Source organism: Streptantibioticus parmotrematis, assembly GCF_019890615.1.
Taxonomy (GTDB): domain Bacteria; phylum Actinomycetota; class Actinomycetes; order Streptomycetales; family Streptomycetaceae; genus Streptantibioticus_D; species Streptantibioticus_D parmotrematis.
In genome coordinates, this window is record NZ_JAINVZ010000029.1 from 51,789 (window position 1) to 73,055 (window position 21,267).

Sequence of the window (21,267 nt, forward strand, 5' to 3'; positions counted from 1 at the left end):
CGGTACCGGCTAGCGCAGCCCGGTGGAGCGTCGCAGCGCCGCCTGGAGCAGCAGGTCGACCAGCTCCGGGTAACTCACCCCGGTCTCCTGCCACATCCGCGGGTACATCGAGATCGGCGTGAAGCCCGGCATGGTGTTGATCTCGTTGATCACGAACTCGCCCTCGTCGGTGAGGAAGAAGTCCGCGCGCACCAGGCCCTCGCAGGACGCCGCCTCGAACGCCGCCACCGCGAGCCGCCGCACCTCGGCGGTCTCCCGCTCGGTGAGCGGGGCGGGCACGACGCCCTCGGCCGAGTCGATGTACTTGGCCTCGAAGTCGTAGAAGTGGTGGTCGGTGACGGGCGGGATCCAGGCCGGCAGGCTGGCGCGCGGCCCGTCCTCGAACTCCAGCACGCCGCACTCGATCTCGCGCCCGGTCAGCAGCGCCTCGACCAGCACCTTCGGGTCGTGCCTGCGGGCCTCCTCGATCGCCTCGTCCAGGCCGCCGAGGTCGTCGACCTTGGAGATGCCGATGGACGAGCCGGCCCGGGCGGGCTTGACGAACAGCGGCCAGCCGTGGTCGGCGGCGAAGTTCACGACGCGCTCGCGCACCGCGGCCTGGTCGCGTTCCCACTCGCGCGGCCGGATCACCTCGTACGGGCCGACCGGCAGGCCGAAGGAGGTGAAGACGCGCTTCATGTACTCCTTGTCCATGCCGACCGCGGAGGACAGCACGCCGGAGCCGACGTAGGGCACGCCGGACAGCTCCAGCAGGCCCTGCAACGTGCCGTCCTCGCCGTACGGGCCGTGCAGCACGGGGAAGACGACGTCGACGTCGCCGAGCGCCTTGGGCACCGAGCCGGGTTCGGCGAGGACGACCTCGCGGCTGGCCGGCTCGACGGACAGCAGCACCGAGCCCTCCGCCGACTCGGCGATCTGCTCGACGCTGGGCAGGGCCCGGTCGGCGATGGCCATGCGGTCGGCGTCGTCGGCGGTCAGCGCCCAACGGCCGTCCGTGGTGATGCCGATGGGCAGCACGTCGTACCGGGAACGGTCGATCGCGCGCAGCACCGCGCCCGCGGTGAGCACGGAGATGCCGTGCTCGGAGCTGCGGCCGCCGAAGACGACGGCGACCCGGGGCTTGCGGTGCTCGGGGTTCTGGTCAGTAGGCACGTTGCTCATGTCGCTGAGACCCTACCTGGTGGTTCCCGGGCCATCGCCGACGCATGGCCACGGGTTCGGGGAAAAACCGGCCGTGCGGCCCACCGTAGCGCCGTCAGCGGCGTTCGGCCTTCGCGGAGCGCGCCATCAGCTCCTTGAGGGCGACCAGCGGCGGCGTTCCCTCGTGCACGATGCCGACGACCGTCTCGGTGATCGGCACCTCCACTCCGTGCCTGCGGGCCAGATCCAGCACGGATTCGCAGGACTTGACGCCCTCGGCGGTCTGGTTGGTGACGGCGACGGTCTCCTGGAGCGTCATGCCGCGGCCGAGGTTGATGCCGAAGCGGTGGTTGCGCGACAGCGGCGAGGAGCAGGTGGCGACCAGGTCGCCCATGCCGGCGAGCCCGGCGAAGGTGTGCGCGTCGGCGCCCATCGCCAGGCCCAGCCGGGTGGTCTCGGCGAGGCCGCGGGTGATCAGCGACGCCTTCGCGTTGTCGCCCAGGCCCATGCCGTCCGCGATGCCGACGGCGAGCGCGATGACGTTCTTGACCGCGCCGCCGAGTTCGCAGCCCACCACGTCGGTGTTGGTGTACGGGCGGAAGTACGCGGTGTGGCAGGCGGCCTGCAGGCGGCGGGCGACGTCCTCGTCACGGCAGGCGACGACCGCGGCGGCGGGCTGCCGGGCGGCGATCTCCGGCGAGAGGTTGGGGCCGGACAGCACCGCGACGCGTTCGGGACCGGCTTCGGCGACCTCCTCGATGACCTCGCTCATCCGCTTGGCGGTGCCGAGTTCGATGCCCTTCATCAGGCTGACCAGCACCGCGTCGGACGGCAGCACCGGCGCCCACTCGGTGAGGTTGCGGCGCAGCGTCTGCGACGGTACGGCGAGGAAGACGAACTCGGCGTCGCGGGCGGCCCGCGCGGGGTCGGTGGTGGCGGTGACGGTCGCGGGCAGTTCGACGCCCGGCATGTAGTCGGGGTTGGTGCGGGTGGTGTTGATGGCGTCCACCACGGCGGCGCGGCGGCCCCACAGGGTCACCTCGCAGCCGGCGTCCGCCAGGATCATCGCGAACGGCGTCCCCCACGAGCCCGTTCCGTACACCGCGCAGCGCGTCGTCACTTGCTGATCCCTTGCCTTCGCTCCGGTTGTCCCCTGCTGCCCGCGCCCCCGCGTACGGGCCTACTCGGCCGCGTCGTCCGCGTCGTCGACGGCGCTCGCGCCGGACTTGCCGCCCTTGGCCTTCGCCGTCTTCCTGTGGCGGCGCGGGTCGAAACGTTCGGCGGGGGCCGTCTCGCCGCGCAGTTCGCCGAGCAGTACGGCGATGTCGGCCATGATGGCGTCGGTGGCCTGCCGCAGCAGTTCGGCGGTCGGCTCCCGGTCGTAGAAGCGGTCCAGGTCCACCGGCTTGCCCACCAGCACCTGGTGCGTCTTGCGCGGGAAGAGCCGCGGGCGCGTGCTGTACGGCGGCAGCAGTTCGTTGGCGCCCCACTGCGCGACCGGGATCACCGGTGCCTTGGTCAGCAGCGCGACGCGGGCGACGCCGGTCTTGCCGGTCATCGGCCATCCGTCGGGGTCGCGGGTGAGGGTGCCCTCGGGGTAGAACGCGACGCACTCCCCGTCGTTGACCGCGGCGACGGCGGCGCGGAAGGCCTGGGCCGCGTCGGTGGTGGCGCGGTAGACCGGGATCTGCCCGGTGCCGCGCATGAACCAGCCCACGACCGGCGGCTTGAACAGCGGCGCCTTCGCCAGGAATCGCGGGACGCGGCCGGTGTTGTACTGGAAATGCGCGTAGCAGAACGGGTCGAGGTGGGAGTTGTGATTGACGGCCGTGATGAATCCGCCCTCGGCCGGAATGTTCTCCACACCGCGCCAGTCCCGGTTGATCACGGCGATCAGGAAGGGCTTCGCGATGACGGCGGCCAAGCGGTAGACGAAGCCGATTCTGCGGCGGGACACCAGGACATCCTCCTCGATTGGCGCTGTCTCGACGCGGCGCCGGGGCGCCCCCGGCAATCGGACAGCCGCACAAGTGTGGCCCCGGCCCAGCGCTGGTGTCGAGCAGGACCGGCCCGGCGCGTACCGACACCGTAACCCCCTGCCGCACGGCGCGGACCAGCGGCTGCGGGCAGAATGAGCCGGTGCGCAGCGTGAGGGTGTGGGATGTCGTGGTGCCGGTCAAGCGGCTCGGCGCGGCCAAGAGCCGGCTCGCGGACACCGCCGACGAGGCGGTGCGGCCGCGGCTGGCCCTGGCGTTCGCGCTGGACACCGTGGCCGCGGCGCTGGCCTGTCCGGCGGTGCGGGCGGTCGCGGTGGTGACCGACGACCCGCTGGCCGCCCGCGAGCTGGCGGCGCTGGGGGCCCGGGTGGTGCCCGGTGCGCCTTCGGGGCTCAACGCGGCGCTGGCGCACGGCGAGCGGGCGGTGCGCGAGGAGGACCCGTGGGCACCGGTGGCCGCGCTCAACGCGGACCTGCCCGCGCTGCGCCCCGACGAACTCGCCCTGGTCCTGGCGGACGCGGCGCAGGAAGGGGTGCCCGGGCACGCGCCGGACGGGCCGCGGGCGTTCCTGGCGGACGCGGCGGGCGTCGGCACCACGCTGCTGACGGCCCTGCCGGGGGCCGCGCTGGCCCCGGCGTTCGGCGGCGCCTCCCGGGCCCGGCACCGGGCTTCGGGGGCGCGGGAGATCGCGCTGCTCGGGGTCGATTCGGTACGCCGCGACGTGGACACCGGTGAGGACCTGCGGGTCGCGCTGTCGCTGGGGGTCGGCCCGCGTACGGCCGCGGCGGTGGCGGGCCTGCTGATGGCGGAGTGAGGGCGTTCGCGCTTTGCCCGGTGATTTCGCGGACCTGTTCGGTGAAGCGGACCTGTTCGGTGAATTCGGCGGTAATACCCGCGCGGGCTTCTTCGTGATTACCGGAGGCGGTAAATGGACCGGAGCGCACCGGTCGGGCGGGGGCCGACGGAAGGCGGGGCGCGCCGGGCCGCCGGTAGGCTGCGGGGCATGCAGGCGACTTCGTACACCTACGATCCGGACACGCGCTGCGGCAGCGTGCTGCTGGACGACGGGACCCCGCTGCCGTTCGACGCGGCGGCGTTCGACGCGGGGGGCCTGCGGCTGCTGCGGGTGGGCCAGCGGGTGCGCATCCGCACCGAGGGCGAGGGCGAGGCCCGCCGGGTGGTCTTCGTGACCCTCCAGACCTTCCCGGACCCCGAGCAGGGCTGAAGGGCCCCGCCGGACGACGCGGAAAGCGCCCCGGAACGCAGCGCGGGCCGGGCTCCCAAGGGGAGTCCGGCCCGTCGCGGTGGGTGGGCGGCCCGCGTCGGCGTACGGCCGCCCGCGGGTGTCACTTCCGCGCGGTGCGCTTCGCGGTGGTCTTGCGGGCGCTGGCTCGCTTGCCGGGGGCCTTCTTGGCGGTGGCCTTCTTCGCCGGCGCGGTCTTCTTGGCGGTCGCCTTCTTCGCCGTGGCCTTCTTCGCCGCGGCCTTCTTGGCGGTCGTCTTCTTGGCGGTGGTCTTCTTCGCCGTGGTCTTCTTGGCGGCGGCCGTGGTCTTCTTCGCCGTCGTCTTCTTCGCGGCGGTGCGCTTCGCCGTGGTCTTCTTGGCGGTGGCCTTCTTCGCCGCGGCCTTGGCGGTGGTGCGGGTGGAAGAACCGCCGCTCAGGCTGCCCTTGGGCGCCTTCTTCACCGAGACCTCGCCGCCGCGCGGGAGCTTCTTGCTGCCGCTGACCAGGTCCTTGAAGCCCTGGCCCGCGCGGAACCGGGGCACCGAGGTCTTCTTGACCCGGACCCGCTCGCCGGTCTGCGGGTTGCGGGCGTAACGGGCGGGCCGGTCCACCTTCTCGAACGAGCCGAAACCGGTGACGGAGACCCGCTCACCAGCGACGACCGCGCGGACGATGGCGTCCAGCACGGCGTCCACCGCTTCCGCGGCCTGCTGCCGCCCGCCGACCTTGTCGGCAATCGCTTCTACGAGCTGCGCCTTGTTCACGTCTTCCCCTTCGGAAACTTTGCTGGAACGAAAAAGTGTGTCCAAGCAGTCAAGCTTTTTCGCACGTTAGGGAGATATATACCGCAAATCAAATACGAAACGGGCGAATCACCCTTGTGCCGCAACGGACTCGGCTACTGGTCAGTTCCCTGGCCGGGGAAGCGGCCCTGGTCGAAGTCCCTCATGAAGCGCTCCAACCGCTCCGCGGCGCCTGCCGCGTCGTGCTTCGCGGCGGCCGTGATGACGAGCAACTTGCGGCTGAGCGCCACCCGTACGTCGTCCGGCAGCTGCGCCGCGCCGACGCGGGCATGCGCCTGTTTGAGACGTGCGGCCACCCTCGCGTACAGGTCGAGTTGGCCGTCACCATCCATGCGCCAATTGTGCCATCTGAGGCGAGTTGTCACCTCCGCAGGGAGCAACTCTAGTCCGCGGGGGCCCGAACACGCCGAACGCGCCCCCCGCCACGCGGGGCGGGAGGCGCGTTCGGTGATGGCCTGAAGTGGTCGGTGCGAGGCCGCGGATCGGGTCCGGCCGGACGGCGATCAGGCCCTGATCGGGCGCGGATCGGGCTCGGATCGGGCCCGAGGAGGCTCAGACCTCCACGGTGCGCGGTTTGTACGAGGGGCGCTCCGCCTCGTACGCGGCGATCTCCTCCTCGTGGCGCAGGGTGAGGCTGATGTCGTCCAGCCCCTCCAGCAGGCGCCAGCGGGCGTTGTCGTCCAACTCGAAGGACGCCGTCACCCCTTCGGCGCGCACCTCGCGGGCGACCAGGTCGACGGTGATCTCGGCGGTCGGGTCGGCCTCGGTGAGCTTCCACAGCGCCTCGATGACGTCCTGCGGGAGCACGACGGTCAGCAGGCCGTTCTTGAGCGAGTTGCCGCGGAAGATGTCGGCGAACCGCGACGACAGGACGGTGGCGAAACCGTAGTTCTGCAGCGCCCACACGGCGTGCTCGCGGGAGGAGCCGGTGCCGAAGTCGGGGCCCGCGACCAGCACGGTGGCGCCCTGGCGTTCGGGCTGGTTCAGCACGAACTGCGGGTCCTTGCGCCAGGCCTCGAACAGCCCGTCCTCGAACCCGTTGCGGGTCACCTTCTTGAGCCAGTGCGCCGGGATGATCTGGTCGGTGTCGACGTTGCCGCGGCGCAGCGGCACCGCACGTCCGGTGTGGGTGGTGAACGCTTCCATGGTGCTCAGGCCTCCACGGGGGTGCGGACGTCGGACAGGTCGGCCGGTGAGGCCAGATGGCCCAGCACCGCGGTGGCGGCGGCGACCTGGGGCGAGACCAGGTGGGTGCGGCCGCCCTTGCCCTGCCGTCCCTCGAAGTTGCGGTTGGAGGTGGACGCCGAACGCTCGCCGGGGGCGAGTTGGTCGGGATTCATACCCAGGCACATCGAGCAACCCGCGTGCCGCCATTCGGCTCCCGCGGCGGTGAACACCTTGTCCAGGCCCTCCTCGACGGCCTGCAGCGCGACCCGCACCGAGCCGGGGACCACCAGCATCCGCACCCCGTCGGCGACCTGGCGGCCCTCGACGACGGCGGCGGCGTTGCGCAGGTCCTCGATGCGGCCGTTGGTGCACGAGCCGACGAAGACGGTGTCCACGGCGACCTCGCGCAGCGGGGTGCCTGCGGTCAGGCCCATGTACTCCAGCGCCTTCTCGGCAGCCAGCCGTTCGCCCGCGTCGTCGAACGAGGCCGGGTCCGGCACCGAGGCGCCCAGCGGCGCGCCCTGGCCGGGGTTGGTGCCCCAGGTGACGAACGGCGACAGCTCGCTCGCGTCGATGCGCACCTCACGGTCGAAGACCGCGTCCTCGTCGGTGCGCAGCGTCCGCCAGTACGCGACGGCCGCGTCCCAGTCGGCGCCCTCGGGCGCGTGCGGACGGTCCTTGAGATACGCGAACGTGGTCTCGTCCGGCGCGATCATGCCGGCCCGCGCGCCCGCCTCGATCGACATGTTGCACACGGTCATCCGCGCTTCCATCGACAGCTTCTCGACGGCGGAGCCGCGGTACTCGATGACGTGGCCCTGGCCGCCGCCGGTGCCGATCCTCGCGATGACGGCGAGGATCAGGTCCTTGGCGGAGACGCCGTCGGGCAGTTCGCCGTCCACCGTGACGGCCATGGTGCGGAACGGCGCCATGGGCAGCGTCTGGGTGGCCAGCACGTGTTCCACCTGGCTGGTGCCGATGCCGAAGGCCAGCGCGCCGAACGCGCCGTGCGTGGAGGTGTGGCTGTCGCCGCAGACCACCGTGGTGCCCGGCTGGGTCAGGCCCAACTGCGGCCCGACGACGTGCACGACGCCCTGCTCGACGTCGCCCAGCGGGTGCAGCCGTACGCCGAACTCCGCGCAGTTCTTGCGCAGGGTCTCCAGCTGGGTGCGCGAGACCGGGTCGGCGATCGGCTTGTCGATGTCGAGGGTCGGGGTGTTGTGGTCCTCGGTGGCGATGGTGAGGTCCGTGCGGCGCACGGTGCGGCCGGACAGGCGGAGCCCGTCGAAGGCCTGCGGGCTGGTGACCTCGTGCAGCAGGTGCAGATCGATGTAGAGCAGATCCGGCTCGCCTTCGGCGCGCCTGACGACGTGGTCGTCCCAGACCTTCTCCGCGAGTGTCCGTCCCATCGCTTTCCCTCCGGCCGGCTTCGTCGCCGGCCAACTCGTCCGAGTACGGCGGCGTCCGGTCCCCGTGGTGTGCGGCCACTCGCGGACGCCGATCCGGCGTTGTCCTCCAGCGTGACGGCTTCTGGAGAAAATTGAACTTGCGTTTCACACTGTGAGACGTAAGTATCGTTGCATGGACAACTCTAGCGGCGTCGGCGTTCTCGACAAGGCGGCCGCGGTGCTGAGCGCACTGGAGTCCGGTCCGGCCACCCTGGCCGGGCTGGTCGCCTCCACCGGTCTCGCCCGCCCGACCGCCCACCGGCTCGCCGTCGCACTCGAACACCACCGCATGGTGGCCCGCGACATGCAGGGCCGTTTCATCCTCGGACCGCGGCTGGCGGAACTGTCGGCCGCCGCGGGCGAGGACCGGCTGCTCGCCACCGCGGGCCCCGTGCTCACCCACCTACGGGACGTGACCGGCGAGAGCGCGCAGCTGTATCGCCGCCAGGGCGACATGCGCATCTGCGTGGCCGCGGCGGAACGGCTGTCCGGACTGCGGGACACCGTGCCGGTCGGCTCGACGCTGCCCATGAAGGCGGGCTCGGCGGCGCAGGTACTGATGGCCTGGGAGGAGCCGGAGCGGCTGCACCGGGGACTTCAGGGCGCGCGCTTCACCGCGACCGCGCTGTCCGGCGTGCGGCGGCGCGGCTGGGCGCAGTCCATCGGCGAACGCGAGCCGGGCGTGGCCTCGGTCTCCGCACCGGTGCGCGGGCCGTCCAACCGCGTGGTCGCGGCGGTCTCCGTCTCCGGCCCGATCGAGCGCCTGACCCGTCACCCGGGCCGGATGCACGCGCAGGCGGTGATAGACGCGGCGACGCGGCTGTCGGAGGCACTGCGGCGCAACGGGGGCTGAGGGCGGGCGGGCCGCCCCCCGCTCCCTCAGCGGTGCCCGTCCAGGCGGGACTGTGCGCCGACGCCTTCCCGCAGCGGGCGGACCCCGGTGGCCGCGCCCAGGCCGTACGGGGGCATGTCGCCGTAGATCGACTCGTAGTTGCCGGCGGGCACCACGTACGTCTCGTGCCAGATGCCCACGTGCAGCGCCTTCTTGCGCGCGTAGCGGTTGACCATCGTCCACGCGGGACGGTGCAGGCCGGTGAGGTCGGAGGCGTAGCGCAGCAGCTGCTCCTTCGACGCCCAGTACTGGACGACGTAGTACGTGCGCGGCGAGCCGGTGAGCAGCTGGTATCCCAGGAGCCCGCTGTCCGGCCTGCGCCGCAGCTCCCGCAGCATGCGCGGCATGGCGACGAGGACCCGCAGCCAGTGGTGGGGGGCCCGGAAGTGGTTGATCCGCATGCCGATCAGGAAGACGACGAGGTCGCCTTCCGCGGCGGCGGTGGTGCGGCCGGGTATGGGCTTGCCGCGCGTGAACGGCTCGTCCGGCCTGGACAGCTCGGCCTTCGCGGTCGGTCCGTCCTTCGCGGTCGGCGCGTTCGCTCCGGTCGGCGTGATCGGCGTTTCCGGCATGAGGGCCCCCCGTTCGACGCGCGGACGCCGGGAGACGGCGCCCGCTGCCCAGTGATGGGATAGTGGCACTCTCCAAGTCAGGGCACAAGGCCCGAGGCCCGAGGAAGGACGCGAGAGCGTGCGACTGGCGGAACTGAGCGGGCGCAGTGGCGTACCCACCGCGACGATCAAGTACTACCTGCGGGAGGGCCTGCTGCCGCCCGGCGAGCGGGTCAGCGCCACGCAGGCCGAGTACGGCGAGGCGCACCTGCGGAGGCTGCGACTGGTGCGGGCCCTGATCCAGGTCGGCAAGGTGCCGGTGGCCGCCGCGCGGGAGGTGCTGGCGGCCGTGGACGACGACAGCCTCGGGCAGACGATCCGGCTGGGCGCCGCGCTGTGGGCGCTGCCGCAGGGCGTGCGGCCCGAACCGGACGATCCCGACGCGGTGGCCGCAGCGCGCGAGGTGGACCGGCTCCTGGCGGACCTGGGGTGGTCCACGTCACGGGAGATCGGCAACCTGTCCCCCGCCTACCGCACGCTGGTCGCCGCGCTGGCGACGCTGGCCCGGCTCGGGTACCCGTGCGACGCCGCGCACCTGGCGCCGTACGCGGAGCAGATGGGCCGTACCGCGGCGCTGGACCTGGACATGCTGGAGGAGTACCCGACGCCGGTGGAGAAGGTCGAGGCGGCCGTGGCGGCGGCGGTGCTCTACGAGCCGGTGCTGCTGAGCCTGCGGCGGCTGGCACAGGAGGAGGAGTCCGCGCGGCGGTACGGCCTGTGAGACGGTGCGGCCTGTGAGACGGGTCACGGCGGCCGGGGCGTCGGCCCGCCCCCTGGAACGCGAAGAAGCCCTCCGCCGAAGCGAAGGGCTCACGCGATCAAGTACCCCCGACCGGATTCGAACCGGCGCTACTGCCTTGAGAGGGCAGCGTGCTAGGCCGCTACACAACGGGGGCCCTTGGCGATCCGTGACCCATCGCCTCCAGGTGCGACCTGGATGGTGACGGTGTCAGGATCAGTACCCCCGACCGGATTCGAACCGGCGCTACTGCCTTGAGAGGGCAGCGTGCTAGGCCGCTACACAACGGGGGCTTGATCGATATCTTTCGACCTGCTGGGCTACCAGGACTCGAACCTAGACTAACTGAACCAGAATCAGTCGTGCTGCCAATTACACCATAGCCCACCGGAACTCAACCCCCCAGAGGGGCCTTCGCTCGGCTTGCGCCCCTCGGTTCCGGCCTTTCGGCCCGCCCGGGCGGCGCAGAAAGAACATTACCGGATGCGGGCCGTGGCACCAAAACCGAATCCCGCACCCCTGGGTCCGGCACGGCCGGTGACGTGGCCGTCACGCGAAGGGGGGGTGTGCGTCGGCGCGGCCGGCGTCGAGGGGGTCGGCGCCGCGGGCGATCACCGGTGGGGGGAAGTCGAGTTCCGGTCGGGAGCAAAGCGCTTACTTGGGGGCAAGACACCTACTAGTCACTAGCAGGCGGCCTCCCGAGTCGTCACACGTCCACCTCGGCCCAGACCGTCTTGCCGGGGGCGTCGGTGCGCGGGACGACGGCCCAGCGCGCGGCGAGCGACGCGACCAGCCATAGACCGCGGCCGGACTCGGCGTCCGGCGCGGCAACGGACGCCTGCTCCGGCGGCAGGCGATCGCCCCGGGCGTCGGAGACCTCCACCCGCAGGGTGACCGGGTCGGGCCCGCACAGCCCCAGGACCAGACGGAACTCCCGCCCGGGGACGTGGCCGTGGCGGACGGCGTTGGCGGTCAGCTCGGCGGCGATCAGGGTCACGGCGTCGGACGCCTCCGTACCGCGCGGGTAGCCCCAGGCGTCCAGGCGCCGGGTGACCAGCCGCCGGGCGAGCCGCGCACCCCGGTCGGTGGCGGTGAACGACATCGCGAACTCCCGCGCGCAGGTGGGCTGTCGGGGCTGCCGGGATGGGGCCACGATGGATGGATTTTCGCTGCACATGGCGTTGAGAGTGGCCAGCCGTCGCTACGGTGACCAGTAACGACCCCGGTACAGAGCGTTGCCGTAGGGGTCGGGGTACGGGCTTGTCGGGGTGGCGTTGAGGAGGCGACCGATGCCCCAGATTCCTGGACAGGGCGGGCGGAACGAGGACCCCGCCGACGAGTTGGTGCGGTCGTTCGGCCGCCAGTTCAAGATCTTCCGCGAGCGGGCGGGCCTCACTCAGGCGGAACTGGGTGAGCAACTCGGCTACGGCGAGGCGCAGATCGCGTCGATCGAGCAGGGCAGACGGATCGCCCGCCCGCAGACGATCGACCGGGCGGACGAACTGCTGGGAGCGGGCGGGGTGTTGACCGCCCGCAAGAAGGAGATAGGGCACGCGCGGTACCCCGCGTTCTTCCGGGACGCGGCACGGATCGAGGAGGAGGCGGTCGAGTTCCATCAGTACGCGTCGCTGGTCATGCCGGGGATGTTGCAGACGGACGAGTATGCGAGGGCGATGTTCACCGTGCGGCGCCCCCGCAGAACGCACGCTGAGATCGACCAGATGGTCACGGCTCGCCTGGCCCGCCACGCGCTGTTCAGTCGCAAACCCGCGCCATGCCTGAGCTTCGTCCTGGAGGAAGTGATCCTTCATCGGCCGTTCGGCGGCGTGCGTGTTCTGCGGGGGCAGCTGGAGCACCTCATGCTCACAGGTGACAACCCGAACGTCGAGATCCAGGTGATGCCTACCCGGGTTACCGATCACGCAGGAGTCGACGGCCCGTTCACCCTCATGACCCCCGAGGGCGGAGAACCTGTCGGGTACGTGGAGAGTCAGGGCAATGGCCGGGTGATCACCGATCGCGAAACGGTACGCGGCTTCAGCGTGCGCTATGGAATCCTGCGAGCACAGGCGTTGTGTCCCGACGCCTCAATGCAACACATCGAGAAGTTGCTGCAAGGAGAGCTATGAAGATAGACGACTTCGACAGCCACCCGCTCACCTGGTTCAAGAGCACCCACAGTGGTGGAGAAGGCGGCGACTGCATTGAGGTGGCGGCCTCGCCCACCGTCGTCCACATCCGGGACTCCAAGGACCCCAGCGGTGGCACGCTCACCGTCGACCATGACGCATGGGCCGCGTTCGTCACGTTCGCCCGGCACCTCTGACGCGTAATCGCCTACGGCCACCCTCCAGGGTGGCCGTAGCGTCGGGGCATGCCCGACACACCAACGCTCACCTGGTTCAAAAGCACCCACAGCGGCGGCGCCGGCGGCGACTGCGTGGAGGTCGCCGTGCAGTGGGCTACGAGCAGCTACAGCGGTGACGGCGGCGCCAACTGCGTCGAAGTCGCCCGTACCCCCGCCGCCGTCCACATCCGCGACTCCAAGGACCCCAACGGCGGCACACTGACCGTCGACCGCGACACCTGGGCCGCCTTCATCGCCTTCGCCCGGCGCCTCTGACGCGTGCCGAAAACTGGTTGGCGAAGCACCGCACCGCTGCTACCTTGCCGGAGGCCGTGCACAAGAACGAGGAGGTGGTACCCGTGAACGCAGTATCGACATGGGTGCTCCCCTCCGGGGCCACGGTCGGGCGATAGGTCGTCCGGGAGCGCCGTTCAAGCGCACTCCCGAAGGACACACACGACCATGCGATTCACCTCCGAACGACGCCTGGACGACGGCGTTCTGGAACGCGAGTTCACCCTCGGTGAGGTCCCCGGCCTCCTGTGGACGCCCGGATCCGCCTCCGCCCCGCTGATCCTCATGGGCCACAACGGCGGCCTGCACAAGCGGGAAGCCCGGCTGGTGGCCCGGGCCCGGCACTACGCGGCGGCGTACGGGTTCGCCGTGGCCGCTATCGACGCCCCCGGGCACGGTGAACGGCCGCGTTCCGCCGCCGACGAGCGGTCCCGCGCGGACCTCCGCCGGGCGATGCGGGCGGGCGAGCCGGTCGACGACATCGTGGACGGCTTCATCGTCCCGCTGGTCGACAAGGCCGTCCCGGAATGGCGGCTCACCCTCGACGCCCTGCTCTCGCTGCCCGGGATCGGCGCCCCGGTCGGCTACTCGGGCATGACCGCCATCGGCATCCGGCTGGCAGTGGTCGAGCCGCGCGTCTGCGCCGCCGCCTTCTTCGCCGGGGGCTTCGTGCCGGGCGCGCTGCGCGAGGAAGCCCGGCGAGTCGGCGTTCCGCTGCTGTTCCTGATGCAGTGGGACGACGAGGGGAACGACCGGGGGCGGGCCCTGGAGTTGTTCGACGCCTTCAACAGCAGGGAGAAGACACTGCACGCCAATCTGGGCGGGCACGCGGGCACCCCGTGGTTCGAGGTGGACGACGGCGCCCGCTTCTTCACCCGCCACCTGAGCTAGCCACGGCCCTCCCGGGACCGCCCCCTCAAGAATGCTTGTCTCACCCTTGTCTCCGGCAACAACTTTCGTTGACGAAACCCTTGCCGGAGACAACGGGGTGACAAGCGATTCCGGAGACCTGTACCTGGCGTCGGCGGGCGGTCAGAGCCGATGCGGGACACGTAACCCTCAGCGCGTCCACTGCGACAGCGGTTCCGTCTCCAGGACGATGCCGACCGGCTCCGGCAGACGGAGCAACTCCAGCCGGACGCCCAGGCCGTCGGCCGCGGCGGCGATTTCCTCGAACTCCTCGACCAGCATCTGCGATCGGTCATCCGCAACGGCCATGGTCAGGGCCTCCTCTCCGACAGCCATCCCGCTGCCCGGAGCGCGTCCGCCCGGCGGGTTCAGCTCCGCCGTACCCCAAACGCGTGAGGCGGCGGGTGGAGCCCCAAGGGCCCGCCCACCGCCTCGTAGGTCGTGCCAGGCCGTCAGGCCGTCAGCTTGGCCAATGCCGCGTCGATACGAGCGAGCGTGCGGTCTCGGCCGAGGATCTCCAGGGACTCGAAGAGCGGGAGGCCGACCGTGCGGCCGGTGACGGCGACCCGGACCGGGGCCTGGGCCTTGCCGAGCTTCAGGCCGTGCTCCTCACCGGCCGCCAGGACCGCGGACTTGAGCTCCTCCGCGTTCCACTCCGCGTCGGCGAGCTTGGCGCGGGCCGTGCGCAGCAGCGCGTCGGAGCCCTCCTTCATCGCCTTCGCCCAGGACGCCTCGTCGTCCACCGGCTCGTCGAGGAAGAGGAAGTCGACGTTGGCGGTGATGTCGGACAGCACCGTCAGCCGGGTCTGCGCGTGCGGGGCGATCGCCTCGAACTTCGCCCGGTCGAACGCCTCGGGGCGCCACGGCGCGAACGGGGCGCGCAGCCACGGCTCGCACGCGTCGATGAACGCCGCGACGTCCAGCAGACGCAGGTGCTCGGCGTTGATGTGCTCGCACTTCTTCAGGTCGAAGCGCGCCGGGTTGGGGTTGACGTCGTCGATGTCGAACGCCGCGACCATCTCGTCGAGGGTGAAGATGTCGCGGTCGGCGGCGAGCGACCAGCCCAGCAGGGACAGGTAGTTGAGCAGGCCCTGCGGCAGGAAGCCGCGCTCGCGGTAGAGGTTGAGCGAGGCCTGCGGGTCGCGCTTGGAGAGCTTCTTGTTGCCCTCGCCCATGACGTAGGGCAGATGGCCGAAGTGCGGGGTCGTGCCGTTGCCCACGCCGATCTCGGCCAGCGCCGCGTACAGCGCGATCTGCCGGGGGGTGGAGGAGAGCAGGTCCTCGCCGCGCAGGACGTGGGTGATCTCCATCAGCGCGTCGTCGATCGGGTTGACCAGGGTGTAGAGCGGCGCGCCGTTGGCCCGGACGATGCCGTAGTCCGGCACGTTCTCCGGGGTGAAGGTCAGCTCACCGCGGACCAGGTCGGTGAAGGTGATCGGGTGGTCGGGCATCCGGAAGCGCACGATGGGCTCGCGGCCCTCGCGGCGGTACGCCTCGATCTGCTCGGCGCTCAGGTCGCGGCAGTGGCCGTCGTAGCCGGAGGGGCGGCCGGCCGCGCGGGCGGCCTCGCGGCGCTCGTCGAGTTCGGCGGTGGTGCAGAAGCACTCGTAGGCGTGGCCGGCCTCCTGGAGCCTGCGGGCCGCGTCCCGGTAGAGGTCCATCCGCTGGGACTGCCGGTACGGGCCGTGCGGGCCGCCGACCTCGGGGCCCTCGTCCCAGTCCAGGCCCAGCCAGCGCAGCGAGTCCAGCAGCTGCTGGTACGACTCCTCCGAGTCGCGGGCGGCGTCGGTGTCCTCGATGCGGAAGACCAGGGTGCCCTTGTGGTGCCGGGCGAACGCCCAGTTGAACAGGGCGGTGCGGACCAGGCCCACGTGCGGGTTGCCGGTCGGGGAGGGACAGAAACGGACGCGTACGTCGGACGCGGAGGGTGCGCTAGCCACGCTTGATCACCTTGTTGGTGAGAGTGCCGATGCCTTCGATGGAGACGGCGACCTCGTCGCCGGGGTCGAGCGGGCCGACCCCGGCCGGGGTGCCGGTGAGGATGACGTCGCCGGGCAGCAGGGTCATGGCCTCGGTGACGTTGACGATCAGGTCGGCGATGCCGTGGATCATCTGGCCGGTCCGGCCGGCCTGCCGCAGCTCGCCGTTGACCTCGCAGGTGATGGCCAGGTCGCCGGCCTGCGCGAGGTCGATGGCGGTCTCCACCCAGGGGCCGATCGGGCAGGCGCCGTCGAACCCCTTGGCGCGGGCCCACTGCTTCTCGGCGCGCTGCACGTCGCGGGCGGTGAGGTCGTTGGCGCAGGTGTAGCCGAGGATCACCTCGTGGGCCCGCTCGCGCGGCACCTCGCGGCACATCCGGCCGATCACCACGGCGAGTTCCGCCTCGTGGTGCAGCTCCGCGGTGAACGAGGGGTACGGGATCCGGTCGCCGGGGCCCACGACCGAGGTCGAGGGCTTGAAGAAGGCGAACGGCACGTCGGGGACCTCGTGGCCGAGTTCGGCGGCGTGCTCCGCGTAGTTGCGGCCGATCGCCACGACCTTGCTGGGCAGCACCGGCGGCAGCAGCCGCACCTTGTCCAGCGGGACCTTGGTGCCGGAGCGTTCGAACTCGGCGAACGGGATGCCCTTGATGATGTCGAGGACGAGACCGTCGGGAGCGGTCCCTTCGCCCTCGACCACGCCGAAGGCGACATTGCCGTCGATGGAGAACCTGGCGATGCGCACGGGAAGCTGCTGCCCCTCACTGCGGTGGCTGGAGACTGACGCTCCAGGCTATCGCGCAGGTGGGCCCGGCCCCGGACGCGTCGGGCGGGGGGCCGGACCCGGGGTGCCTCAGGCGGCGGGCAGCTTGTCCAGGACGGTGCGGCGCGGGTTGGCGGTCTGCTTGGGCAGTTCCACCACGCGCTCGGTGCTCTGCGCGCTCTCGGCGTCCGCCACGACCGCCGCGACCTGCGGGCGCTCGTCGGCGTCCTTCAGGTGCGCGAGGGTGGTCCGGCGGGGGTTGGCTATGGGACGCGTCAGCAGGGTCGTCTTCATCGGTGTGCCGGCCTCGTGTGGTGTTGTCAGCTCGGGTGCCCGGGGGCTGTCTTCGGGCTCTGCAAAGGATCAGGCTAGGCGGCGGTGTCGGGCGCTTTCCGTGACGCAGGCAACGATCACCCTGTGATATTGCTCACGAACACCCCCATATTCGCGACAAATCACCCCGTCAACCTCCGTGCGAGAAAGGGACATTGAGGACCCATCACCGTGTTTCGCCGCCGAACGGCGCGACCGGGACAGCCGGAGCGCGCACCGGGCTCGCCTGGATAAGTCCGATATCGGCGACCTCCTCCTCGACATGCGGTGATTCCGCAACAGCACTGCGTAACCCTTGTCACAGGGTGGTCTACGGACCTTGTTGGACTTCCGCGCCTGTGCTGGAATTCCACGGACCGCCGCGACTGAAGACCGGCACGCAGGGGGCGCGCAGACGCGTCGAGCGGCGGTGCTCGGGCATCCGCCGGTCGACCGTTACCCCCCGGGGGACCCGCGCGAGCCCCCACAGACTCGACACCGTCCGCCGCCCGCGCGGGGGACGCCTGGTCCAGAGGTTGCGACGCTAGTGCAGGGACGTTTCAAGAGGGATGGCGGCGCCGCGGGAGACCCGGAGCCGCGCGGCGGAGCCGACCGTGGCCCCGAGCCGCGGAACCCCGCCGACGACGCGGGCCACTCGGCCCCGGCCGGTCAGCAGGCCGCCAAGGCCGGTGCGGCCGCGGACGGCGGTCCCGCCGCTCCACGCGCCGCCAAGCCGTCCGGCCCGGCCGACGCCAAGGGCGGCAAGTCCGGCAAGGGCGCCAAGAGCCTCAAGGACCCGTCCGCCAAGGGCGTCGCCGCCGGTGACGTCGAACCGCCCGTCACCGGCAAGGAACACGGCAAGCACGCCTCGTCCCGGCTGGCGATGCGCAACTGGAGCATCCGCACCCGTCTGGTCTCGCTGCTGGCGCTGCCCGTCGTCGCGGCCACCACGCTGGGCGCGCTGCGCATCCAGAGCTCGCTGGAGAACGTCAGCCAGCTGGACCACATGAAGCTGCTGACCGAGATGACCGGCAGCGCGACCAAGCTCGCCGACGCCCTGCAGGACGAACGCGACTCCTCCGCGGGCCCGATCACCTCCGGCCACGTCACGGACGACGCGGTGGTCGCCTCCCGCGAGGAGACCGACCGCGAGGTCACGGCCTTCCAGAAGGCCACCGACAACATCAACAGCAACGACCCGTCGCTGGTCGGCGTCCGCAGCACCGTCATCGACATCACGCGTCAGCTGCAGACCCTCAAGCAGATCCGCGACAACGCGTACAACCACACGCAGTACATCTCGCAGACGGTCTCCGGCTACGACCAGCTGATCACCTCGCTGCTGTCGCTCTCCCAGGACATGGCGCAGGCGACCAGCAACTCGGACATGATCCGCAGCACCCGCGCGCTCGCGGCCTTCACCTCCGCCAAGGAGTACGAGTCCATACAGCGCGCGGTGATCAGCGCCGCGCTCGCCAACCCCTCCGGCCCCACGCTGTCCACCTCCGACCGGCTCTACGCGCAGAGTGCCTCGGACAGCGAGGACTCCGAGATCAAGCGGTTCATCGAGACGTACGGCAACGGCTCGGCGGACCTGATGAAGGCCCTCGACGGCGGCAACACCGTCATCACCCAGGCCGACCAGTACCGCGAGCGGGTCCTTCAGACCCCGGACGGCATCACCCAGCAGCCCAAGTCCTACCTCGACTGGTACGACGAGGACGACACCAAGATGCAGGAGATGTCCCGCATCGAGGCCGAACTCCTCGACCAGATGTCGCAGCAGGCGCTGACCCTGCGGACCTCGGCGCAGCAGGAGGCCCTGCTGTCCGGTGCGCTGATCCTGCTGGTCCTCGGTGTGTCGCTGGTCGGCGCGTTCGTGGTGGCCCGTTCGATGATCCGCTCGCTGCGGCGGCTCCAGGACACCGCGCAGGAGGTCTCCCAGAAGCGCCTGCCGGACCTGGTCAAGCAGCTGTCGGAGTCCGACCCGCAGGACGTCGACACCTCGGTCGAGGAGATCGGCATCAACACCCGCGACGAGATCGGCCGGGTGGCCCGCGCGTTCGACGACGTGCACCGCGAGGCGGTCCGCCTCGCCGCCGAGCAGGCGCTGCTGCGAGGGAACGTCAACGCGATGTTCACCAACCTCTCGCGCCGCAGCCAGGGCCTGATCCAGCGTCAGCTGTCGCTCATCTCCGAGCTGGAGTCCCGCGAGGCCGACCCGGACCAGCTGTCCAACCTCTTCAAGCTCGACCACCTCGCGACCCGCATGCGCCGCAACGGTGAGAACCTGCTGGTCCTCGCCGGTGAGGAGCCGGGCCGCCGGTGGACCCGGCCGGTCCCGCTGGTCGACGTGCTGCGCGCCGCGGCCTCCGAGGTGGAGCAGTACGAACGCATCGAGCTGACCGCGGTCCCGCCGACCGAGGTCGCCGGCCGCGTCGTCAACGACCTCGTCCACCTGCTCGCCGAGCTGCTGGAGAACGCGACCTCGTTCTCCTCCCCGCAGACCAAGGTGCGGGTCACCGGCCACGCGCTGCCCGACGGCCGCGTGCTGGTCGAGATCCACGACACCGGCATCGGCCTGTCGCCGGAGGACCTGTCCGACATCAACGAGCGGCTGGCCAACCCGCCGACGGTGGACGTCTCCGTCTCCCGCCGCATGGGCCTGTTCGTGGTCGGCCGCCTGTCCCTGCGGCACGGCATCCGCATCCAGCTGCGCCCGTCGGACTCCGGCGGCACCACCGCGCTGGTCATGCTCCCCGTCGACCTCACCCAGGGCGGCGCCAAGCCCGCGCCCGGCCAGCAGGGCCAGGGGCAGGGACAGGGCAAGCGGGCCGCGGCCCCCGGCGGCAACGGCAGCGGGGTGGGCCAGCCCATCGGCCGCGCCCCGCAGCGCGGCCAGGTGCCCGGCGCCGCGCAGCGTCCCGCGCTCACCGGCAACCACGACTCCGGCCCCGGCGGCAACGGTCCCGGCGCCCCGGGTGCCCCCGCCGCGGGCGGCGGCACCAACGCCTTCGGTGCCCCGATCCCCGGCCAGCAGCAGCGCGGCGCGGGCCTGCCCACTCGGCAGGGCCCGAACACCGCGCCGCGCGCGCCGCAGCCGGCCTCCGGCGAGCGTCCCGCGCCGAGTTGGGCGCAGGCGGACGACCGGGCGGGCGCGGACGTCCCGCGCGGCCACGACGACGTCCTCGGCCTGGACGCCCCCGAGGGCTACGAGCGCCCCGACTACCACGGCACCGGACGCGACAACGCGACGACCGCGGAGTTCCACGCGCCCCGGCAGCCCCGGCAGCCCCAGCAGGAGGCACCGCGGGCACCGCGTCAGGACGGCGGGTTCGACGGCTTCGGAGGCGGCGCCTTCGGGCCCGGCTCCACCGGTGAGTTCCCGCTGCCGCAGGCCCCGAACGCGCCGCAGGGCCCCAGCGCCCCGCAGGCTCCCGACGCCCCGCAGGGCGTGGGCCCGGCGGGCTATCCCGGCGACGCGCCGACCGGTGAGTTCCGCGCGCCGCAGCACGCGGGCTCCGGCTCCGACGTCTTCGGCCCGCGCGGCCGCCAGACGCCGCCGCGCCGCGAGCCCCAGCAGCCCGGTCCGCGCGGCCCGCAGGGTCCGCAGAGCCCCCAGGGCCCGCGGCAGGGCGGCCCGCAGCAGGGTGGCCCGCGGCAGGGCCTGCCGCCGCAGCTCCCGCGTGAGGAGCGCCGTCCCGCCCCGGCGTACGACGACGCCTCGTCCACCGCGCAGTTCCCGGCGATCGGCTCGCTCGGCGACCAGGACGCGGCCTCGACCGCCCAGTTCCCGGCCATCGGCGCGGGCGACGTCCCGCAGGTCCCGCCGCGCCGGGACCACCGGCAGCAGCCTCCGCAGGCCCCCCGGCCGCCGCAGGTGCCGCAGCCGCAGCAGGCTCCGCAGCGCCCCGCGGGCCGGCGGCCCGAGCCCCAACTGCCGCCCGCCGCCGAGCCGATGGCGCTGCCGCCCGCGACCTCCCCGGGTGACGGCCGCTCGCCGATCTTCGAGTCGCTGGAGTCGGACTGGTTCCGTCAGCAGGCCGAGCGCACCGCGCCGTCCGGCTACCAGGACGGTCCGGCCGGTGGCGACGCGCAGGCCTTCGGCGGTCCGCAGGCGCCGTCCCACCGTGAGCCCCGGCAGCCCGCGGCGCAGCCCCCGCTGCCGCAGCGCGCCCCGCAGCAGTCCGCTCCGCCGCAGCCCGGATCGCCCCACACCGGGTCGCCCCGCAACGGGTCGACGCCGCCCGGATCGCCGCAGCCCGCTCCGCAGCGGCCGGTGCCCCCGCGGCCGCCGGAGCGCTCCGGCGGCGACCAGGACGCGCAGGCGCCCGCGCCGCAGCGCGGTCCCGGCGACACCGGCGAGTGGCGGGTCTCCCCCAACGACGAGCGGTGGCGCCGCGCCGAGCAGGTCCGTGAACCGGCCGCGGGCGGCGTGACCCCGTCCGGTCTGCCGCGCCGGGTGCCGCGGGCGAACCTCGTCCCCGGCACGGCCCAGCAGAGCGAGCACACCGGTCCCCAGGTCTCGCGCGCCCCCGACGACGTGCGCGGCCGGCTGACCAACCTCCGCCGCGGTATCCAGCAGGGCCGGAGCGCCGGCTCCCAGCAGACGGACGGCCGCGGTTTCGGCACCACTCACCAG

At 72.1% G+C, this 21,267-nt stretch carries 22 protein-coding genes and 3 tRNA genes; 9 read left to right on the forward strand and 16 right to left on the reverse strand.

The window, feature by feature from the left end; genetic code table 11:
• Nucleotides 1-9: 9 nt before the first annotated feature.
• The 3 genes from K7472_RS28815 to K7472_RS28825 form a co-directional block, all read right to left on the reverse strand.
• Nucleotides 10-1,161 carry a D-alanine--D-alanine ligase family protein gene (locus K7472_RS28815; RefSeq protein ID WP_222981598.1) on the reverse strand — a complete coding sequence of 384 codons (1,152 nt, stop codon included), beginning with the start codon at nt 1,159-1,161 and terminating at the stop codon, nt 10-12.
• Nucleotides 1,162-1,255: 94 nt separating this feature from the next.
• Entirely contained in the window at nt 1,256-2,206 is a 951-nt protein-coding gene (locus K7472_RS28820) for an NAD(P)H-dependent glycerol-3-phosphate dehydrogenase (RefSeq protein ID WP_252396418.1), read from the reverse strand.
• Between the two features lie 114 nt (nt 2,207-2,320).
• Nucleotides 2,321-3,097, reverse strand: coding sequence for a lysophospholipid acyltransferase family protein (locus tag K7472_RS28825; RefSeq protein ID WP_222981601.1), 777 nt, complete (start codon nt 3,095-3,097; stop codon nt 2,321-2,323).
• Nucleotides 3,098-3,288: 191 nt separating this feature from the next.
• Between K7472_RS28825 and cofC the strand changes: the two genes are divergently transcribed.
• Together cofC and K7472_RS28835 are read left to right on the forward strand one after the other, a co-directional pair.
• Entirely contained in the window at nt 3,289-3,951 is a 663-nt protein-coding gene (gene cofC, locus K7472_RS28830) for a 2-phospho-L-lactate guanylyltransferase (protein ID WP_308014133.1), read from the forward strand.
• Nucleotides 3,952-4,140: 189 nt separating this feature from the next.
• A complete protein-coding gene (locus tag K7472_RS28835) occupies nt 4,141-4,362 on the forward strand; it encodes a hypothetical protein (protein WP_222981603.1) in 222 nt (73 codons plus the stop codon).
• A gap of 121 nt (nt 4,363-4,483) precedes the next feature.
• Here the strand turns inward: K7472_RS28835 and K7472_RS28840 are convergent, their stop codons facing one another.
• The 4 genes from K7472_RS28840 to leuC all read right to left on the reverse strand — a co-directional run bounded on the left by K7472_RS28840 (nt 4,484) and on the right by leuC (nt 7,740).
• Entirely contained in the window at nt 4,484-5,125 is a 642-nt protein-coding gene (locus K7472_RS28840; protein WP_222981605.1) for an HU family DNA-binding protein, read from the reverse strand.
• A gap of 134 nt (nt 5,126-5,259) precedes the next feature.
• The gene (locus K7472_RS28845) at nt 5,260-5,496 is read right to left on the reverse strand and encodes an SCO5555 family protein (RefSeq protein WP_109452451.1); all 237 of its coding nucleotides are present in this window, start codon (nt 5,494-5,496) and stop codon (nt 5,260-5,262) included.
• Nucleotides 5,497-5,716: 220 nt separating this feature from the next.
• Entirely contained in the window at nt 5,717-6,310 is a 594-nt protein-coding gene (gene leuD / locus K7472_RS28850; protein ID WP_222981607.1) for a 3-isopropylmalate dehydratase small subunit, read from the reverse strand.
• Between the two features lie 5 nt (nt 6,311-6,315).
• On the reverse strand, nt 6,316-7,740 hold the full coding sequence (leuC, locus tag K7472_RS28855) for a 3-isopropylmalate dehydratase large subunit (protein ID WP_222981608.1): 1,425 nt from the start codon (nt 7,738-7,740) through the stop codon (nt 6,316-6,318).
• 172 nt (nt 7,741-7,912) lie between these two features.
• Here leuC and ndgR point away from each other — a divergent pair, with 172 nt between their 5' ends.
• Entirely contained in the window at nt 7,913-8,632 is a 720-nt protein-coding gene (ndgR, locus tag K7472_RS28860; protein ID WP_222981609.1) for an IclR family transcriptional regulator NdgR, read from the forward strand.
• A gap of 26 nt (nt 8,633-8,658) precedes the next feature.
• Here ndgR and K7472_RS28865 read toward each other — a convergent pair whose 3' ends face one another.
• Nucleotides 8,659-9,243: a DUF4188 domain-containing protein gene (locus K7472_RS28865; RefSeq protein WP_222981610.1), complete on the reverse strand. Its 585-nt coding sequence runs from the start codon at nt 9,241-9,243 to the stop codon at nt 8,659-8,661.
• A gap of 118 nt (nt 9,244-9,361) precedes the next feature.
• Here K7472_RS28865 and K7472_RS28870 point away from each other — a divergent pair, with 118 nt between their 5' ends.
• The gene (locus K7472_RS28870; RefSeq protein WP_222981611.1) at nt 9,362-10,003 is read left to right on the forward strand and encodes a MerR family transcriptional regulator; all 642 of its coding nucleotides are present in this window, start codon (nt 9,362-9,364) and stop codon (nt 10,001-10,003) included.
• Between the two features lie 102 nt (nt 10,004-10,105).
• On the opposite strand, the gene K7472_RS28875 is transcribed toward K7472_RS28870, so the two are convergent.
• The 4 genes from K7472_RS28875 to K7472_RS28890 all read right to left on the reverse strand — a co-directional run bounded on the left by K7472_RS28875 (nt 10,106) and on the right by K7472_RS28890 (nt 11,123).
• Nucleotides 10,106-10,178, reverse strand: a tRNA-Glu gene (locus K7472_RS28875).
• A 63-nt stretch (nt 10,179-10,241) separates the two neighbouring features.
• A tRNA-Glu gene (locus K7472_RS28880) sits at nt 10,242-10,314 on the reverse strand.
• A 22-nt stretch (nt 10,315-10,336) separates the two neighbouring features.
• A tRNA-Gln gene (locus K7472_RS28885) sits at nt 10,337-10,408 on the reverse strand.
• Between the two features lie 319 nt (nt 10,409-10,727).
• Complete coding sequence (locus K7472_RS28890) at nt 10,728-11,123, reverse strand: ATP-binding protein (RefSeq protein ID WP_252396405.1); 396 nt, start codon at nt 11,121-11,123, stop codon at nt 10,728-10,730.
• A 187-nt stretch (nt 11,124-11,310) separates the two neighbouring features.
• Between K7472_RS28890 and K7472_RS28895 the strand changes: the two genes are divergently transcribed.
• The 4 genes from K7472_RS28895 (at nt 11,311) to K7472_RS28910 (ending at nt 13,553) form a co-directional block, all read left to right on the forward strand.
• Nucleotides 11,311-12,150, forward strand: a complete 840-nt coding sequence (locus K7472_RS28895; RefSeq protein WP_222981613.1) for a helix-turn-helix domain-containing protein — start codon at nt 11,311-11,313, stop codon at nt 12,148-12,150.
• Complete coding sequence (locus K7472_RS28900; protein ID WP_222981614.1) at nt 12,147-12,347, forward strand: DUF397 domain-containing protein; 201 nt, start codon at nt 12,147-12,149, stop codon at nt 12,345-12,347. Before K7472_RS28895 ends, K7472_RS28900 begins: the two co-directional genes overlap by 4 nt.
• 48 nt (nt 12,348-12,395) lie before the next feature.
• Nucleotides 12,396-12,644, forward strand: coding sequence for a DUF397 domain-containing protein (locus K7472_RS28905; RefSeq protein WP_222981615.1), 249 nt, complete (start codon nt 12,396-12,398; stop codon nt 12,642-12,644).
• Between the two features lie 186 nt (nt 12,645-12,830).
• Entirely contained in the window at nt 12,831-13,553 is a 723-nt protein-coding gene (locus K7472_RS28910; RefSeq protein WP_222981616.1) for a dienelactone hydrolase family protein, read from the forward strand.
• Between the two features lie 168 nt (nt 13,554-13,721).
• Here K7472_RS28910 and K7472_RS28915 read toward each other — a convergent pair whose 3' ends face one another.
• From K7472_RS28915 to K7472_RS28930, 4 genes are all read right to left on the reverse strand, one after another.
• Nucleotides 13,722-13,880, reverse strand: a complete 159-nt coding sequence (locus K7472_RS28915; protein ID WP_222981617.1) for a hypothetical protein — start codon at nt 13,878-13,880, stop codon at nt 13,722-13,724.
• Between the two features lie 143 nt (nt 13,881-14,023).
• Nucleotides 14,024-15,511: a glutamate--tRNA ligase gene (gene gltX / locus K7472_RS28920; protein ID WP_222981618.1), complete on the reverse strand. Its 1,488-nt coding sequence runs from the start codon at nt 15,509-15,511 to the stop codon at nt 14,024-14,026.
• Nucleotides 15,504-16,295: a fumarylacetoacetate hydrolase family protein gene (locus K7472_RS28925; protein WP_222981619.1), complete on the reverse strand. Its 792-nt coding sequence runs from the start codon at nt 16,293-16,295 to the stop codon at nt 15,504-15,506. Before K7472_RS28925 ends, gltX begins: the two co-directional genes overlap by 8 nt.
• Before the next feature lie 108 nt (nt 16,296-16,403).
• Nucleotides 16,404-16,607, reverse strand: coding sequence for a hypothetical protein (locus tag K7472_RS28930; protein ID WP_222981620.1), 204 nt, complete (start codon nt 16,605-16,607; stop codon nt 16,404-16,406).
• A 901-nt stretch (nt 16,608-17,508) separates the two neighbouring features.
• Between K7472_RS28930 and K7472_RS28935 the strand changes: the two genes are divergently transcribed.
• Nucleotides 17,509-21,267: sensor histidine kinase (locus K7472_RS28935; RefSeq protein ID WP_252396423.1), on the forward strand; the 3,759-nt coding region annotated here is incomplete at its 3' end.